The following is a 16,427-nucleotide window of genomic DNA, read 5'->3' as shown; positions in this document are numbered from 1 at the left end:
TTCCGCGCCGAACGCGGCCGAGCCGCTGCGTTCGCATTGCGGCCGTTCCATGCGGCGTTCCGCCTCGCACCAGACCGCGCCATCAGGCACTTCGCCGAGAGACCATGCAGCGTCAATTTGAAGATGTCCTTCTGGGCAGTATCGAACTGTTCTGCCTGGCGGCCGAACTGGAGAGTTTCACCGAGGCCGCGAACGCCGCGAGCGTCACACCGGCCGCCGTCAGCCGTACGGTCGCGCGTCTGGAGGAGCGCCTCGGCGTGCGACTGTTCGTGCGGACCACCCGGCAGATCCGGCTGACCGATGCGGGACGACGGTACTTCGAACAATGTCGGCTGGCGCTGGCCCAGCTCGCCGAAGCCGAGCGTGAAGCGACCGGACAGCAAACCGCGCCGACCGGCGTGCTGCGCATCAGCATGCCGACGCCGTATGGACACTACCGCGTGCTGCCCCTGCTGGCCGAGTTTCGCCGACGCTATCCGGGCGTCACCGTCGAAACGCATCTCAGCAATCGCAACATCGACTTCGGCGAGGAAGGCTTCGACCTGGCCATTCGCGGCGCGGCGCCCGGAGACTCCGGGCTGATTGCGCGCACGATCGAGGACGCGGAACTGGTGGTCGTCGCCTCGCCGGCCTATCTGCGCGGCGCCGCAAAACTGAAAACGCCGGACGACCTGGTCCATCACGACTGTGTCCAGTACGCGTTGCCGAGCACCGGCCGCAATCTCCCGTGGCTGTTCAAATACGAAAACGAGGTTGTCGAGACGATGACGAGCGGCGGATACACGTCGTCGGGCGACGTGCTTGCCGGGGCCACGCTCGCGCGTCACGGGGCGGGCATTTTTCAAACCTATCGGTTTATCGTGGAGAAAGACCTCGCGGCGGGAACGCTCAAGGAACTGCTCATTCCCTATGGCGGCTGTTCGCGGCCGTTCGTGCTGCTTTATCCGCATGCGCGGCACCTGTCGTCGCGCGTGCGCAGTTTCGTCGACTTCCTGATGGAAAAGCTGGGATCGTAGGCGCACGGATCATCGCGCGACGCTCCCTCGACAACCCGTCACACGCGCAGCGGAAAGATGAACTTCGCCGCCAGCAGGCCGACCACTCCGCCGAGCAGCGTCTCCCACGCGCGCGCGCCAAGAAACGAAATGGAGTGCACGCCGCCAATCGCCAGTGTCACGATCAAGGTGAAGGCGAACGCTCCGCAAGCGACGTCGTAACGCTCGGGCATCGCCATCGCGTAGATGATCATGGCGGCCGCGACGGCGGCCCAGGCGAGCAGCGGCACATGCTCGACGAGCGGCAGGCAGGCCAGACCCAGCGGAACGCCGACCAGGGTGCCAATGATCCGTCTGCGCACCCGCTCCGCCGTGCCGCTCGCCGAACCCGCCACCACGTAGGTGCTTGCCGTGATGGCCCAGGCGGACTCCTTGAGTCCGATCGTCTCGTTCAATACGTTCCGAGCGCCGCGGCGATGCCGTACGCGGTGATGAGCCGCAGTCCCTTGATTCGGCGATGCGTGCCGGGATCGAGCTGATCCAGCCATGTCGTCGCGAGGCCTAGGACGCCGCGCCGACGCTCGCCCACGGGTTCGCCTCGAACGCCATCGCTCGCCGCGCGGCTTTGCGCATCGGCGCCGACTCGCTTGTCGTCCTCCGGGATCATCTTTCGCCTCACGGCATGGTGCGCGTGGGATTTGGACTACCTCGTAGTCTAGTCGATCGGCACGCGCGGACCGCTCGGAAATCGTTGTCAGCGGCTGTGCCGCCAGCCCAGTCAGTCAAGCGCGCGCCTAGGCCGGCAGCCGCCTGCCGTCTCGGACAATAAAAATCGCATGCGATTTAATCTTGTGCGCTTGACAAGGCGAAACTTCTCGTCCACTATTCGACGCATGCGATTATATCGCATGCGATTGAAATCGACTTCACAGCTCTGACCATTAAGGAATTCATCATGACCAAGATCGAAAATGTCCTGCTCACCGGCAAAACCCACACCACGTTCAGCGGCCGCGGCGGTCGCGTCAACCTCAATCTGTCGGCAGCCAAAGGCGCCGGCGCGGACATCGCGTTCCCGGCTGTAGAGGCGCATCCGACTGCGGAACAGCTGTTTGCGGGCGCCTGGTCGGCCTGTTACATCTCCGCGATCGGCCTCGTAGCCCAAGCGAAGAAGGTGACGCTGCCGTCCGATCTGTCCGTGGAAATCGAGGTGGATCTGGGCATGACCGGCGACGCATATTTGCTCCAGGCCCGCTTTAACGTCAGCGTGCCGGGCGTGGCGCGCGAAGTTGCCGAGGCCATCGCGCATGAAGCCCACGAAATCTGCCCGTATTCGAAAGCCACCCGCGGAAACATCGATGTCGTCGTCAATGTCGCCTGATTCTTTTCATCGCTAAACCGGCATTTCCAGGCGCGATCCGTCGAGGCTCGCGTCTGCCGTCGAACATTTTTTTGTGGAGTTTCACCATGAAAACCAAACTCGTTGCTGCATTGCTCCTCGCACTTTCTGCCTCCGCCGCCGCGCCCGCGTTTGCCAGCGGCTATGGTCCGGCTCCCTTCTACCGGCCTTCGGTCGGCGCCCCGGCGTCGCAACGCGGCCAGAGCGCGCAAACCGTCGCCGCGAGCAACGACGATGCAGCCGGCTCGCAAGCGGCGTATGGCGGTGTCGTCTCCGGTCAGTCGGAGTCCGGGAGCCGTGCCGTCGTCGCTCCCCACGACAATCTTTACGCACGTCATTGAGGCGAGCGGCCGGCCGCGCCAACGTCCCGGCCGGCTACGCATGCCTATGGCGGCGTGATGGGCTTTGCCTGCCGGTCGGCTAGCCAGGCCGATCTCTGGCATGCTTGCGGGATCGCATCCGATAGACGGCGAGCCAACCACTGACGAAAGGATTGGACTGAAATGACGACGCAAACCGAAACCGCCATCCTGGCCGGCGGCTGCTTCTGGGGCATGCAGGATCTACTGCGCCGCTACCCCGGCGTGCTGTCCACGCGCGTGGGCTACACGGGCGGCGACGTGCCCAACGCCACTTACCGCAACCACGGCACACACGCAGAAGCGCTCGAGATCGTGTTCGACCCGAGCCAGATCAGCTATCGCAAGATCCTCGAGTTTTTCTTCCAGATTCACGATCCGACGACCAGGAACCGCCAGGGCAACGATGTCGGCATGAGCTACCGCTCGGCCATCTTCTATCTCGACGATGAGCAGAAGCGGGTGGCTGAGAACACCATCGCCGATGTTGAGGCGTCCGATCTCTGGCCCGGCAAGGTGGTCACCGAAGTCGCTCCGGCCGGCCCGTTCTGGGAGGCGGAGCCGGAACATCAGGACTATCTGGAGCGCATTCCCAACGGCTACACGTGCCACTTCGTTCGCCCGAACTGGAAGCTGCCCGAGCGCGGCTGAAGCTTGAAATCAGCGCTAAACGGTCGAGTATTTTCGTGGCGCAGAAAACAAGAAGCCCGCGGACATCGTCCGCGGGCTTTTTCGTTTGGCAACGCGCCTCATGATGGGCGCATGGATCGCACGATCCGCCGCTCATTCCCCGTTCTGAACCGCTTTGACGAGATTGTTGCGCAGCGTCACGATCGCCTTCTGGACTTTCGAGAACTCATCCGGCGCGAGGCCGGTTGCCTCGACGAGGTCCATGTTCAGACCTTTTTCGCGCAAGCGCCGGCCACTTTTCGTGAGACCTACTCGCACCTGACGCTCGTCTTCGGGGTCCCGCTGTCTTTCCACATAACCTGCCGCCTCCAGCTTCTTCAGAATCGGCGTGAGCGTGTTGGACTCGAGGAACAGCTTCTCGCCCAGACTGCTGACAGTCTGGTTGTCCTCCTCCCACAGCGCAATGATCGTGATGTATTGCGTGTACGTCAGCCCAAGCTCTTCGAGAATCGGCTTGTAGGCCTTGCCGAATGCCAGGTTCGCGGAATAGACCGCAAAGCACAGGAAGTCGGAGAGCTTCACATCCGTGGAAGCGGGTTGGTCGGTGGATTTCATCTGCGTCCTCGTTGGGTAGAGGCTCACGCCTCGCTAGCGACATTATACATCGCATGCGATTATATCGCAGTCGCTCAAATCGTCGGACATGGCGTCGAACATGGCGGAGGAGCACTGACGATCGGCTTCAGCGTCCGCTTCGGCGCGAGTAAGCTACCAGCGCGGACCAACATGACCCTGAAATCGGCCGCTGCGCCGGGCACCTGAAGGTCCACGCAAGATTTCCATAGGAGAACGTCTTGAAGCGGATCGTGGTGATCGGCGCAGGTTTCGCCGGACTGTGGAGCGCGGTGGGCGCGGCGCGCAAACTCGACGAACTGCGCGTGCCCGCCGCTCAGGTGGAAGTCGTCGTCATCAACGGCACGCCGTATCACAGTATCCGGGTGCGGAACTACGAACAGAATCTGGACGAGACGCGCGTGCCGCTCGCCGATGTTCTCGGGCCGATCGGTGTGCGGCTCGTTGAAGGCTCGGTATCCGGCATCGATTCGGCCAACGGCCGCATCACCGTTCAGACCCAGGGGATGGCGCAGACGCTTGCCTACGACCGGCTCGTCATAGCGGCGGGCAGCCAACTCGTCCACCCCGATATTCCCGGTTTGACCCGGCACGCGTTCGACGTCGATACGTTCTCAGGCGCAACGAAACTCGCGGCGCACTTGCGCGGCTTGCCGACGCTCGCGGGTGCGGCGAGTCCGTTTACGGCCGTGGTGGTCGGGGCCGGCTTGACGGGTATCGAACTGGCGGCCGAACTGCCGGCGCGCTTGCGCGGCATCGCGGGCGACGCGCATCGAGACGCCGTGCATGTCGTGCTGGCCGATCGCTCGGCGAAGATCGGCCAGGCGATGGGCGGCGCCCAACCTGTCATCGAGCGTGCCATGAACGCCCTTGGCGTCGAGATGCTTGCGGGCGTATCCCTGCAGTCGGTGGACGCCGACGGCGTGGAACTCACGAATGGCAGGCGCATCGATGCGGCCACGGTGGTCTGGTGCGGCGGCATGCGCGCGAACGCGTTGACCGCGCAAATCCCCGTGACACTCGATCCTTTTGGACGCCTTCCGGTAGATGCCTTCATGCGCGTGGAAAACGTCCCGCATGTATTCGCTGCCGGCGACTGCGCACGTGTGTTGATCGACGGCGCACGGCCATCGGTCATGTCATGCCAGCATAGCCGGCCGATGGGGCGCTACGCCGGTCACAACGTCGTCTGCGATCTGCTCGGTGGCGAGATGCTGCCGCTTCATATCGACTGGTACACGACCATTCTCGATCTCGGTCCGTGGGGCGCCGTGTACACGGAAGGCTGGGACCGGCATCTCGTGTCCGAAGGCGACGCCGCCAAAGCGACCAAACAGACCATCAATTGCATGCGCATCTATCCGCCGCGTACCGGCGTTCGAGACGACATCTTGCAAGCCGCCGCGCCTGTCGTGCAGACACCGCCGCCAACCATCGCGGCTCGTTGAATCTGCGGAGTTGGCGTGCAACGCCGACGAAGGTGACCGGTACGGCTGGGACACGTGGCCGCAAAACTAACGGCTCAATGTTCAGGCGGCACCGGTGGATTCGAGTTGCGCTTCGATGGCCGCCTTATCTATCACCGACCAGACCTGCTCGATCTTTCCATTGCGGAATTGATAGAACACGTTCTCCGTGAAGGAAATGCGTTTCCCGTTGACGGCGAGGCCGAGGAACGTGCCCTTCGGCGTACAGGCGAAGCCGAGCCGGCTGGCTATATAAGGCGGATCCGAAATCAACAACTGGATGTTGAAATGAAGGTCGGGAATTTCGCGGAAGTCTCTCTCCAGCATCTCGCGATAGCCGGATAAGCCGATGCGCTGACCGTTGTACTGCGCGTTGTCGTCGACGTACTGCCCGAGGTTGGGCCAGTCCTGTTTGTTCAGGCAGCCAATGTAGTCCCGGTAGAGGGTGTAGAGGTCAGGCGTATCCACGGCAATGGCTCCGTCCTTGTACAAGGTCCGTGCTGCGAGGCAGGAAGAATTTAAATTCTACCGCCGTGGATAAAACGGTGCGGAAGCCGCAGCGGCAGCACGGCGTCAGGCTGCCGCGCCGACTCGCGCCCGCTGCATATCGACCGCCTCCAGCACCGCTTGCACGACCCGCTCGACGCTCGGCCAGTTCCGCGCATGTTCGCCCGCGACATACTGCTCAGGCGGCACACTGCGATACGGCGGCGGATAACCCCAGATAGCATCGTGCCTGTCGGGTTTGGTGATGCTTCCGCCAATCACGGCGACGGTCGGACGAAGAAACGCGGCCGCGACGTGCATCAGCATCGTCGAGTTCGTCAGCACGACGTTGGCCTCTTCGGTGAGAGCGAACATGACGCGCATCGGCACCTCGCCTGCGAGCGAGCGGACCGGCACGCCCGAACCCGCTGAGGCGATCGCCTCGGCGGCGCGCGCCTGATCCGCTTTGCTGCCGACGATCACGATATCGCACGCGTCGCCGGCTTGTTCCAATGTCTGCGCGATCCGCGCGAGCGCGGCGCCGACCTGGCGCGCGTCCCATGCTTTGGTCGGCACGCCGGCCCCGACGCCGACGATCAACCGCACCGTGCGACGCCCCGGCACGTTGCCCGCATTCCAGATTTGCGCGGCGGTGGCGCGCTCGTCGTCGGTGAGGAACAATTGCGGGCGCGCTTGCGGCAGCGCCGTTGCGCCTAGCAGTTCGCCCTGCGCGAGCGCGGCGCGGCCACACTGCCGGGCGGCGAATTCGATAAACGCCTGGCACCCGCTCCAGCCGCCGCGATAGCCACGCACGCCGATGCGATACCGCACGCCCGCGCGCATCATCAACAGCGCGCCCATGTAGCTGCCGAGCACGTCAATACCCACATCGAAGCCGCCGCGCGCGCGCAGTGCGGCGACCTGCGGGGACTTCCACAGAAAACGCAGCACGTTGCCGTGCGAGCGGTCCTTGACCAGCTTGTTGTTCCAGGGCGCGTCGATCTCCACGATCTCGTCGACGAAGGGATTGTTTTCGAGTATCGGGCGCCCCCAACTACCTACGCCGGCGATCAGGCGCGTCGCCGGAAAGCGCGTGCGCAGCGCTTCGAAGAGCGGCGTGGTGGTGAGCAGTTCACCGAAATCGTTCGGGCGCAGCACGAGAATCTCGCGCGGCGTGTCGCGAGCCGGATCGAACCGTGGCGGGTGGAAGCGGCCCATCAACCAGACCGGCGCTTCGATCAGCAGATTTTTCCAACCCATTACTTCTCCAATGCGGCAGGCGGCGGCCGCCCTCGTCACGTCTCGGTTCGCGCCGGGCGCAGGTGCGCCACGGGCGGCGCCCGGGATATCACGCCGATTGTGCATCGTTGCCGCACTGCGCTCTGTGGCCGGGCGTACAAAGCCGAGGACTGCGTGAATCCTGATCGCGGAGCACGAATGACGCCTCACGCCGGCACCCGGGCACGTCACGTGCTCCCGCATATGGCGCTATGAAGATGACCGCTAAACAGACAACAAGGAGCCGAAAATGAAAGCAAAAACACTGATCTGCGCGACCACTCTCGCCGCGATCTGCGCCTCGCAAGGCGCCTATGCGCAGATTGCCGGACTGCAACCGCTCGGCGGCACGGTCGAGCAAACCAATGCGCTGCTGAAGGGCTGGAGCGTGCGGCGCGCGCTGGTCGACGAGCCGGTCTACAACGATCTGAACGACAAGATCGGCAGCATCTACGACGTGATCATTTCGCCGGACCGCAAGGCGACGTATGCGATCGTGTCGGTGGGCGGCTTCCTCGGCATGGGCAAGCACTATGTGGCGATCCCGGTGGATCACTTCGAGATCCGCGACGGCAACCTGTTCCTCGCCGGCGCGACGAAGGATGCGTTGAAGTCGGTGCCTGAATTCGAATACAACAAACTCGAAAAAGCCACCAAGCCGCGCAAGGTCAAGGTGGAATAATCGACGTGACATGCGCCGATGCGAGCGTGAAACCGCTCACGTTCGCAGCAGCTTTGCTGCGGCTCGCGTGGACGGCTCGCGCGGCTACTGATTCGCGGCGGTGACAAGCTGCAGCGGCGTTTCGATCACACTCGACAATTCGCTCTGCTTTCTTTGTTCGGTCACCGCCTTCAAGGCCACGTCGACGCCGAACACGGCTTGCCGTGCGGCGAACTGATTGACCGTGGCGAGCACGCGGCCGTCGGCGATCAAGGGCTTGATCGCATCGATATCGTTGTAGCCGGTGACGTACACACCGCCGGTTCGGCCCGCGTCGCGAACCGCGTCGACCGCGCCCATGGCCATGTTGTCGTTGCCGCACAGCAGCCCGCGAATCTGCGGATGATCGCCGAGCATTTTCGAAGCGGCGTCGCGGCCCTTCCCATATTCCCAGTCGCCGGCCTGAACCGCGACGATGTTGATCCCCGCGGCGTTCATTGCGTCCCGGCAACCGTCCGTGCGTTGCTGTGCATTGCGATCGGTTGAACTGCCTTCGATAATGCCCACCTGATCGCCCGTCGTGAGCCGCTGCGCCAGATAGTTGCCCACTTGCTGCGCGCCCTTGCGATTGTTCGGACCGACGAAGGGCACGGAAATGCCGGCCGCGTCCTGAAACGCCTCGTCGAGCGGATTGTCGATCGAAACCACGATGATGCCCGCCTTGATCGCGCGCGCGACGACCGCCGTCAGCGCCTTCGAATCGGTCGGAGCAAGAACGATCGCGCTCATCTTCGCCTTGATCATGTCTTCGACCATGCGGATCTGCCCTGTCGTTTCGCTTTCCGTTGCCGTGCCGCGCACCGTCAGATCGAATTGCGAGGCGTAGTGCTGCTGGTAGTTCTGCGCGGCGTGTGCCATCGCCACCGTGAACGGGTCGCCGAGCGACTTCAGCACGAGCGCGATCTTGAGCTTGCTGCCCGGCGTAACTGCTGCATCGGCCGCGCCGCCGATGCCGGCCGCGGCCAGCGCGCCGGCAAACACCACCCGGCGACGCATCCCCCAGGAGGACATCCGCCGGGGCGTCTTCTGCATCATCGAATCTCTCCTTCTGGGCCGCGCTGACGAATCGAAGTGTTGCAGTCGGACGAAGTGCGGCTATGGCACTGCCCGCCGTTCATCGATCGCCCATCAGCGCGAGCAGACGCGCCGTGATTTCATTGAACAATGGCCGGCTGTCGATCGCCTCGCTCAGGCAATTGTCCTTCAACTCCACCAGCAGCGCCCGACTGTTCGCCGACGCCTGCGGGCACTCGCATCGTTCGAGCAACTCTTCGAGCAGACAACCGTAGGCTCTGACTTCGAGGCGCTGAAGCGCGAGGCCCATGCTCCGATCGCCCAAAGCATAGAAAGACGCCGCGCCGAAGTCTCCCAGCAACGCACGCTCCTGACCGCCGTACAGGATATTGTGCGCGTACAGATCGCCATGCATGATGCCTTGCTCATACAAATGACGCGCCGCCGACGCGATACCGTACGCAACGCCCAACGCTGAAGCCGTATCGAAGCGTGTGTCGGCATCGTAAATATCGCGCGTGCAGGATTCGAGACTCGGCGGACCGGCGAGATTCGTGAATTGCGGATCGATCAGTTCCATCACGAGGCCGTGCGTGCCGGCGGGATGATCCTTCACTTTCCCCGCTACCGGAATCAGGTTTGCATGCTCGCCCGCGCGAATGCAGGCTGCCATTTCGCAGTCGGGCAAACCGTCGCTGGTCACCGCGCCCTTGAAGAGTTTCACGGCGACGGATCGGGACGCGCCGCGCGGGCCCGCAAGCTCCGCGCGATAGATGACGCCAGAGGCGCCCTCGCCCAACGGCGTTTCGAGTTTCAAGTCGTGCCACGCAATCGCGGCGTTCGGCGTGTCGATCAGCGCTGCCGCTTCGAGCGCCTCGCTGAACGGATTGCCGGCGTATGCCAGCCAGGATAATCGTGGCAGACGCAGCAACCAGTCAGGCAGTCCATCGAGTTGATTCGCGGCGAGCCGCAACAATTCGAGCTGCGAGCAGGCGGCCAATTCCTCGGGAAGCGCTCGCAGACGATTGCCCGCCAGCATCAGCTTTTGCAGTTGCGTACAGCGGCCAATTTCAGCAGGCAACGTTTCGATTTCGTTGTCCGTGAGGATCAACCAGCGCAACTGCAGTGGCAGTGCTTTGCCGGATACCTGCCGGATGCGGTTGGCCTTGAAGCCGACCATGCTCAATTGGGAACACTGTCCCAGCACTTCGGGCAATTCGGTGAACGGGTTGTCGGAGCCGAAGAGAATGCGCAGCTTGCGCAGACGTGGCAGATCGTCGGGCAGCGAGGTGAGCGCGTTGCCCGACAGGTCGAGAACTTCCAGCGTGTCGGCGAGGTCGAAAATCTCGCGCGGAAATTCGGTCAGGCCGCAAGCCAGTTTCAGCCGGCGCGTGCCCGCGAGCTGGCCGGCCCGCAGTTGATCAAGTGTCGTCGTCACAGTCGTGGAAGAGAGGTCCGGTTGCCGGTGCGCTTCGTATCGAAGGTATCAATTCTACTGAGTCGCGAGCGTCGCGCGAAAATGCTTGAAAAGGGTTGTACAGTGCTGCATCGTCCCGTCCAGAGCAATCAGCCGCCGGCCGACATCGGTCGCGAGGAATTGGACAGCAAGATTCGGAGCGCAATCAGAGAGAGCGAGGCTCACACTGTCGGATATTCGGCGCGCCTCGCGCGCGTATTCGCAGACTCGAATCGCGCGCATCTGTGGCTCCAACCAGTCAGGAACTAGCAAAGTGACATACGCCTACAAGTTGATGGACTCGCCCGTCGGCCAGTTGAAACTCGTTGCAAACGGCGAGCGCCTTGCCGCCATTCTGTGGGAGCACGACAAGCCGAACCGCGTGCGTCTTGGAGAGCTGATCGAAGCAAATGACCTGCCCGTGCTGATCGAGACCGAACGGCAACTGAACGAGTATTTCGCCGGCACGCGGCATGAATTCGACCTTCCGCTGACATTCCAGGGAACGGATTTTCAGAAGCAGGTGTGGGCCGCGTTGTTGACCATACCGTTCGGCCAGACGCGCAGCTACTCGGAAATCGCGACGCAGATCGGCAACGTCAACGCGGTGCGGGCGGTCGGCGCGGCGAACGGCAGAAATCCGATTTCCATCGTGGCGCCGTGCCATCGGGTGATCGGCGCGTCTGGTGATTTGACCGGGTTTGCGGGCGGCTTGGCGAACAAGATGCTGCTGCTGTCGCTCGAGGCTGGACAGACTTCGTTCGAAGCGGGAGCGGACGGGCAAACGGACATGTTCGCGCTCGAAGAAAGGGTGACGGTTAAGACTCAGGTCACATCCGAAGCTCAGACGAAACCCGCGCGTCACGCGCCGAGCCGCGGCACGCAAGCGTCACTGTTCGGAAATTGACTGTGTGCATGGTCCGCGCTGGCAGCGGACTCACTGCGTCGCGTTGAACGCTGTGTGATAGATCGTCTTACGGCCCGCATAAAGCATCTATCCTTAAGAAGCCCATTGGGCGTCAACAGGAGAATGACATGCGCATGCTTCTCAACATACGAATCCCGCACGAACCGTTCAACGCCATGGTGCGTGACGGCACTGTCGGGCAAGTGATCGGGAAAATACTGGAAGAAATAAAACCGGAGGCCGTCTACTTCACCGAGCAGAGTGGAGCGCGGGGAGCACTCGTCGTGGTGGATGTCGACAACGCGTCTGCGATTCCCGCGCTCGCAGAGCCGTGGTTTCTGAAATTCAACGCCGACTGCGAATTGCGCATTGCGATGTTGCCGGAAGACCTGATGAAAGCGGGACTGGAGACTCTCGGCTCGAAGTGGAAATAACGCTTGCCATCGGCGGTTCGCGACGTAGAACGCCGATGGCTGCACAAACAACAACCGGCAGCGCCGCGCTGTGATCAGCCCAGTTCGAACGAAGTCACGCCGAACACGCGTTCAATCGATAGGGCCGATTGTTCCCGCGTGTACATCCGCGCAGTTTCGAACACGCTCGTCATGCCGTGCCGCTCGGCCAACGCAATCGCATCGACGTTGATCTCGGGCACATCGAAGAAAAACACTTCGCCGGCAATGCTCGACGTCAGCGCAGCGAACAGACGGGCGGCTATCTCGTCGTTATCGGCGAAGAGCGGGCCGATCTTGTAGCCCGTCAAACAACGACGCAGCACGCCGTAGCCCACCACCTGCCCGTCGTGCATCGCAACTCTCGCCATCGCGCCAGGCTGCGCAAGCCAGGCAGCGAGAAAGGGCTCGCGCGCGGCAGGAAAGCATTGCCGATCGTAGTCGTTCAGCGATTCGAAGGGCAACGCCGAAGCATGCAGCAAGTCCACGTAAGACTCGCCCTGCGCGATGTCTTGCGCGACGCCCTCAAAGCGGATGTTGCGATAGGCCAGCTGAAATCCGGACTTCCTGTAGTTCGCCTGTTGAGCGAGCACGCCGTCCAGACCGACATTGCGGTTTTGCAAATAGTCCATACCGTGCTGCCAGACGCGCATGCCGAAGCCTCGACCGCGAAACGCCGGTTTCACGATATAGAGACCGATAAAGCCGAAGTCCTCACCGTACGCGACAGCGGATAGACACGCCACCGGTTCGCCGCGCCATTCGCCGATGAAAAACCCGTCCGGGTCGGCCGCACGAAAACACTCGGCATCGTGCAAGCCGGGGTTCCATCCTTCCTGCGCGGCCCATTCGACCACCAACGCGACATCCCCGGCCGACATCGTGCGCACGACGAAATCACCTGATTCGCTTACGATCGTCTCGCCCATTGCTCCTCCAGCATCGCCGCCGCGGCCGTGGCCGCGACCTGGCAACCGAGAACGATGTGCGCCTCGGCCGTGTCCTCGATGAAATCGTGGCTCACGCCGCCGATGCTCGGCACGAACATCATGCAAGCCGGCATGCAACGGGCGATGACCTGCGCGTCGTGCGCCGCGCCGCTCGGCATGCGGATCCACTGGCCGGGCGCCACCGCTTCGGCGGCGCGGGCGAGATGATCCGCGAGCGCCGCGTGCATGGTCACCGGTTGCATCGGTTCGTCGATGGTCGTCAGCTCGGCGCTCACCGTGCCGCGCGCGTTGAAGTCCCGCACCAGCTCGGCGAGCCTGTCTTCCATCGCCTGCAAACGCGCGGCGTTCGCGTCGCGGAATTGCAGGTACATTTCCGCCGCGCCAGGCACCACGCTCAGCGAGCCGGGGTCGAGGTCGATGCGGCCCACCGTCCAGACGGTATCGGCATCCGCGAGTTGCGCGAACGCTTCGTTCATCTGCGGGATAAAGGCGACCAGCGCTGCGCCGGCGTCGCGCCGGATCGCCATGGGCGTCGTGCCGGCATGATTGCGCTGCCCCGTGAAGCGCAGCCGCAATTCGCGCAGCCCGACGATCGTGGTGACGACTCCGATGGACTTGGCCGCCGCTTCCAGCCGGCCGCCCTGCTCGATATGCGGTTCGAGATAAGCGACCTGCCGGCCCGGCTCGAAGCGCGCACGCGGCCGCCCGGCCAGGCCCGCGGCGGCGAGCACGTCTTCGAGGCGCTGGCCTTGCCGATTCGTGGCGTCGCGAATCGTCTCGTCGACGTTGTCGCCCACAAAACTGCGGCTGCCGAGCAGGCCGGAAAACGTGCCTTCTTCATCGATCCACGATGCGACGTCCACCGCGAGGTGACGCGTCGCCTCGTTTTCCGCGAGCGCGCGCGCAATCTCCAGGCCGTAGATCACACCCATCGCGCCGTCGAGCCAGCCGCCGGTCGGCTGCGTGTCGGTATGCGAGCCGATCACGAGCGCGGGCCCGCTTTTGCGCGAGCGTCCGAACACGGTCCCCACGCCGTCGATCGCGGCATCGAGTCCCGCCTCCGTCATGCGCTCGGCCAGCCATTCGCGCGACGCCAGATCCACCGGCGAAAGCGCCAGCCGAACGACGCCCGGGCCGGTGGCGCCGAAGCTGCGCAGTTGTTTGAGATCGCTCAGCAAGCGGTCCGGATCGATCCTCACCACGTTCTCGTCTCCTTCGAATATCGGTTCATGTTGCCCTGCTGTATCGACAGGTTACATCGCCTAAGCGTTTCCTAAGGTTGGCCCGTTACCATCCTTCGACATCGACGCGCCGGAGTGGCGCCGACGTCCATCGAGAAACACACCCTATGCAGACACTTGAAGCGTTCAACCAGGCGCTTTTCCTCATGATCGACGCGACACTATCGACACCGGCCTGGTGCATCGACCTCGCGCGTTTGATCGCAGACTACCTCATCTATCTCGTGCCGCTCTGCCTGATCGCAATGTGGCTCTCCGGCGACGAGCGTCAGCGCGAGACCGCCCTGCGCGCGTGCTGCGTGACGCTCCTCGCGCTCGGCATCAATCAGCTCATCGGCCTGGCGTGGCCGCATCCGCGGCCGTTCGTGCTGGGCATCGGCCATACGTTTCTCGACCACGCACCGGACCCCTCGTTCCCCAGCGATCACGGGACGATCTTCGCGAGCATCGCGCTGACCTTGCTTCTCGGCGGCGTGAAACGGTATGGCTCGCTCATGGTTCTGTCCGGGCTCGCGGTTGCCTGGGCGCGCATCTTTGTCGGCGTTCACTTTCCGCTCGACATGGCGGGCGCGGTTGTCGTGGCGGGCGTGGCTTTTGTCCTGGTCGCGCCACCGTGGCGGCTTGCCGGCCCGAGCATGACGCGCGGACTCATCGCGCTGTATCGCAAGTTGCTGGCGTGGCCAATCGAACGTGGCTGGCTGTCGCTTTAGACGATGATTCGACACGCAAGCGCGAGTTCACACACGTCGTGGCGATCGGCCGTCCTATCGCGTCAGCGCCACGAAAATCGCTCGGCTGATGTCGTAAGCGCGGCGAAAACGCGGGTGGCATGCGTTTAAAATTTGGCGAAGAACGCCCGCGCCGCCACCATGCAGAACGACGCCACCAGTTCGCCGTGATACGCCCGCAGCACCGCTGACGCGCCGCCGTCCGCCGCACCTCGCGCCACGGCCTGACTCGCGACCTCTGCTTTCGCGCCCGCGAATCCCTCCTTGACGCGCGCATACGGATCGTCGGCCCCGGCAACCGGCGAGTCCACATCCAGCACGGACGTGAGCCCCGCGGGCACATTGGCGCTCTGCCAATACGCCTGCTCGATGCGCGCGTTGAAAAAGAACACCGTGGGATCCGACGCGCCGCCGCACATCAAAACAGGCGCACGCGGCAGCCAGTTGCGCAAGTCGTTGCGCTTGAACGCCTGGCGCAACGGATGCTGCGGGTTCGCTGCCGGTTTCATCGCAAGGCTCGGGTTGGGAAACGCGCCATCGGGATTGGCGGCGGCATCCTCCAGCAATGTCAGGCGATAGGCATTGCGTACGAGGTTGGCATCGCCGAAGCCCGCGGCAAAGAGCGGTTTCAGGACCGGCGGCGTCAAAGGCGGCGAACCCGGTGGCGTGACCGATGCGTACTGCGGCGCGGGCGGCATGCTGCTGAAGAGATGCGCGGACGGCAACCTACCCGTGCTGAACAGCGTGTTGAGCGGCTGCAAGCTCGGCAGCAGCGTTTCGATACCCGGCGCGTAAGCCGCTTCGTAGAAGTCGCCGGGCTGGCGGTAGATATTCCCGTACGCATGCTGATAACCCGTCACGATCAGCGTCGAGAAGAGCGTCGCGCCCAGGTTGACTTCGCCTTCGATGAGCGCGTCGGCGGTGGCGGCGAGTGCGTACGGCCCCGAGCCCGGCGCGGACGCCGTCACCTTGACGCCGGCCGCCTGCAGCGCCCGATGCGTTGCCATTGCAACGAAGCCGCCTTGCGAATAGCCGGTGACAAACAACTTGCCGTTTTCTTGCGTGCCTGCGTCGGGCTGCATGTCGGCTAGCGCCGCGCGCGCCGCTCGCAGCGAGTCGATCACATCGGCGGATTGCTGGTCCGCGTTGAGATACGGGTGGTACGGGAGATCGGAGCCGGCATAGCCCGCATAGTTGGTCGCCACCACGATATAGCCTTGCGCCGCATACATGGCGGCCACGCTGATGCCCTCTCCGGCACCGCCGCCGTTGCCCGGGTCCGTTCGCGTGATATCGGCGAGGTTGTAGTTGCGATACGCGGTGGTGCCGTGCGCATAGAGCATGAGCGGCAGCGGTCCGCTGCATGCCGCCGAACTTCCTGACGGGATCATCAACGCGCCGCTCGCCTGAGTGGGCTCGCCCGCGCCGCCGATGGTCCGGTAGCGAAAGCTCACGATCTCGACGCCGCATGCGGGCGCGCCGGCTATCCGCGCAAGCTGCCGGCCGCCCGCGCTCGACGCCAGCAATTTCGCCAACTCCGCGGCGCTCAGCTTCAACGTGACGCGATGATCGAGAAGCTGGCCGCGGGAATTGCACGCTTCGCCGCAGCGGGAATCGGCGGGCGCGCCGGCACACGCGCCCAACGCGCAACATGCCAGCAACCCGAGGGCCGCGTTTCGGATAGCTACCCACATGTGAAGCTCCGTCTTGTT

19 protein-coding genes are annotated in these 16,427 nt (G+C 63.7%); 9 read left to right on the top strand and 10 right to left on the bottom strand.

Features of this window, described 5'->3' with window-relative positions; genetic code table 11:
* Window positions 1-104 precede the first annotated feature (104 nt).
* A complete protein-coding gene (locus tag B0G81_RS04460) occupies window positions 105-1,016 on the top strand; it encodes a LysR family transcriptional regulator (RefSeq protein ID WP_106278538.1) in 912 nt (303 codons plus the stop codon).
* A 38-nt stretch (window positions 1,017-1,054) separates the two neighbouring features.
* Here the strand turns inward: B0G81_RS04460 and B0G81_RS04455 are convergent, their stop codons facing one another.
* Both B0G81_RS04455 and B0G81_RS44380 read right to left on the bottom strand, forming a co-directional pair.
* Window positions 1,055-1,450, bottom strand: coding sequence for an FUSC family protein (locus B0G81_RS04455; RefSeq protein ID WP_243856353.1), 396 nt, complete (start codon window positions 1,448-1,450; stop codon window positions 1,055-1,057).
* Window positions 1,447-1,662: a hypothetical protein gene (locus B0G81_RS44380; protein ID WP_243856352.1), complete on the bottom strand. Its 216-nt coding sequence runs from the start codon at window positions 1,660-1,662 to the stop codon at window positions 1,447-1,449. The genes B0G81_RS04455 and B0G81_RS44380 overlap by 4 nt, the downstream gene beginning before the upstream one ends.
* A 288-nt stretch (window positions 1,663-1,950) precedes the next feature.
* Between B0G81_RS44380 and B0G81_RS04450 the strand changes: the two genes are divergently transcribed.
* From B0G81_RS04450 to msrA, 3 genes are all read left to right on the top strand, one after another.
* Window positions 1,951-2,376: an Ohr family peroxiredoxin gene (locus tag B0G81_RS04450; RefSeq protein WP_121309325.1), complete on the top strand. Its 426-nt coding sequence runs from the start codon at window positions 1,951-1,953 to the stop codon at window positions 2,374-2,376.
* 86 nt (window positions 2,377-2,462) lie between these two features.
* Complete coding sequence (locus tag B0G81_RS04445) at window positions 2,463-2,735, top strand: hypothetical protein (RefSeq protein ID WP_134133667.1); 273 nt, start codon at window positions 2,463-2,465, stop codon at window positions 2,733-2,735.
* Window positions 2,736-2,897: 162 nt separating this feature from the next.
* The gene (msrA, locus tag B0G81_RS04440; protein WP_134133666.1) at window positions 2,898-3,404 is read left to right on the top strand and encodes a peptide-methionine (S)-S-oxide reductase MsrA; all 507 of its coding nucleotides are present in this window, start codon (window positions 2,898-2,900) and stop codon (window positions 3,402-3,404) included.
* A gap of 132 nt (window positions 3,405-3,536) precedes the next feature.
* Here msrA and B0G81_RS04435 read toward each other — a convergent pair whose 3' ends face one another.
* Window positions 3,537-3,998 (bottom strand): MarR family transcriptional regulator, encoded by a 462-nt coding sequence (locus tag B0G81_RS04435; protein ID WP_116123046.1) that lies wholly within the window; start codon window positions 3,996-3,998, stop codon window positions 3,537-3,539.
* Between the two features lie 239 nt (window positions 3,999-4,237).
* Between B0G81_RS04435 and B0G81_RS04430 the strand changes: the two genes are divergently transcribed.
* Window positions 4,238-5,464, top strand: coding sequence for an FAD-dependent oxidoreductase (locus B0G81_RS04430; protein ID WP_134133665.1), 1,227 nt, complete (start codon window positions 4,238-4,240; stop codon window positions 5,462-5,464).
* 81 nt (window positions 5,465-5,545) lie between these two features.
* On the opposite strand, the gene B0G81_RS04425 is transcribed toward B0G81_RS04430, so the two are convergent.
* Both B0G81_RS04425 and B0G81_RS04420 read right to left on the bottom strand, forming a co-directional pair.
* Complete coding sequence (locus B0G81_RS04425) at window positions 5,546-5,950, bottom strand: ester cyclase (protein WP_134133664.1); 405 nt, start codon at window positions 5,948-5,950, stop codon at window positions 5,546-5,548.
* 105 nt (window positions 5,951-6,055) lie between these two features.
* Window positions 6,056-7,228, bottom strand: a complete 1,173-nt coding sequence (locus tag B0G81_RS04420; RefSeq protein ID WP_134133663.1) for a glycosyltransferase family 9 protein — start codon at window positions 7,226-7,228, stop codon at window positions 6,056-6,058.
* Between the two features lie 268 nt (window positions 7,229-7,496).
* On the opposite strand from B0G81_RS04420, the gene B0G81_RS04415 reads away from it, so the two are divergent.
* Window positions 7,497-7,928 (top strand): PRC-barrel domain-containing protein, encoded by a 432-nt coding sequence (locus tag B0G81_RS04415; RefSeq protein WP_134133662.1) that lies wholly within the window; start codon window positions 7,497-7,499, stop codon window positions 7,926-7,928.
* An 84-nt stretch (window positions 7,929-8,012) separates the two neighbouring features.
* Here B0G81_RS04415 and B0G81_RS04410 read toward each other — a convergent pair whose 3' ends face one another.
* A complete protein-coding gene (locus tag B0G81_RS04410) occupies window positions 8,013-9,002 on the bottom strand; it encodes a substrate-binding domain-containing protein (RefSeq protein ID WP_134133661.1) in 990 nt (329 codons plus the stop codon).
* Window positions 9,003-9,081: 79 nt separating this feature from the next.
* A complete protein-coding gene (locus B0G81_RS04405; RefSeq protein WP_134133660.1) occupies window positions 9,082-10,419 on the bottom strand; it encodes a leucine-rich repeat-containing protein kinase family protein in 1,338 nt (445 codons plus the stop codon).
* 292 nt (window positions 10,420-10,711) lie between these two features.
* Here B0G81_RS04405 and B0G81_RS04400 point away from each other — a divergent pair, with 292 nt between their 5' ends.
* On the top strand, window positions 10,712-11,344 hold the full coding sequence (locus B0G81_RS04400; RefSeq protein ID WP_134133659.1) for a methylated-DNA--[protein]-cysteine S-methyltransferase: 633 nt from the start codon (window positions 10,712-10,714) through the stop codon (window positions 11,342-11,344).
* A 128-nt stretch (window positions 11,345-11,472) separates the two neighbouring features.
* A complete protein-coding gene (locus B0G81_RS04395; protein WP_134133658.1) occupies window positions 11,473-11,778 on the top strand; it encodes a panthothenate synthetase in 306 nt (101 codons plus the stop codon).
* 74 nt (window positions 11,779-11,852) lie between these two features.
* Here B0G81_RS04395 and B0G81_RS04390 read toward each other — a convergent pair whose 3' ends face one another.
* Together B0G81_RS04390 and B0G81_RS04385 are read right to left on the bottom strand one after the other, a co-directional pair.
* Window positions 11,853-12,725 carry a GNAT family N-acetyltransferase gene (locus B0G81_RS04390; RefSeq protein ID WP_134133657.1) on the bottom strand — a complete coding sequence of 291 codons (873 nt, stop codon included), beginning with the start codon at window positions 12,723-12,725 and terminating at the stop codon, window positions 11,853-11,855.
* Window positions 12,707-13,948, bottom strand: a complete 1,242-nt coding sequence (locus tag B0G81_RS04385; protein ID WP_134133656.1) for a Zn-dependent hydrolase — start codon at window positions 13,946-13,948, stop codon at window positions 12,707-12,709. The genes B0G81_RS04390 and B0G81_RS04385 overlap by 19 nt, the downstream gene beginning before the upstream one ends.
* A gap of 146 nt (window positions 13,949-14,094) precedes the next feature.
* On the opposite strand from B0G81_RS04385, the gene B0G81_RS04380 reads away from it, so the two are divergent.
* Complete coding sequence (locus B0G81_RS04380; RefSeq protein ID WP_134133655.1) at window positions 14,095-14,697, top strand: phosphatase PAP2 family protein; 603 nt, start codon at window positions 14,095-14,097, stop codon at window positions 14,695-14,697.
* 125 nt (window positions 14,698-14,822) lie between these two features.
* On the opposite strand, the gene B0G81_RS04375 is transcribed toward B0G81_RS04380, so the two are convergent.
* Window positions 14,823-16,409: an alpha/beta hydrolase gene (locus B0G81_RS04375; RefSeq protein ID WP_134133654.1), complete on the bottom strand. Its 1,587-nt coding sequence runs from the start codon at window positions 16,407-16,409 to the stop codon at window positions 14,823-14,825.
* Window positions 16,410-16,427: the final 18 nt, after the last annotated feature.

The organism is Paraburkholderia sp. BL6665CI2N2 (assembly GCF_004366535.1).
In the GTDB taxonomy this organism is placed as follows: domain Bacteria; phylum Pseudomonadota; class Gammaproteobacteria; order Burkholderiales; family Burkholderiaceae; genus Paraburkholderia.
The sequence above is the reverse complement of the archived record's forward strand: the minus strand, read 5'-3'. Positions and strand labels throughout refer to the sequence as shown.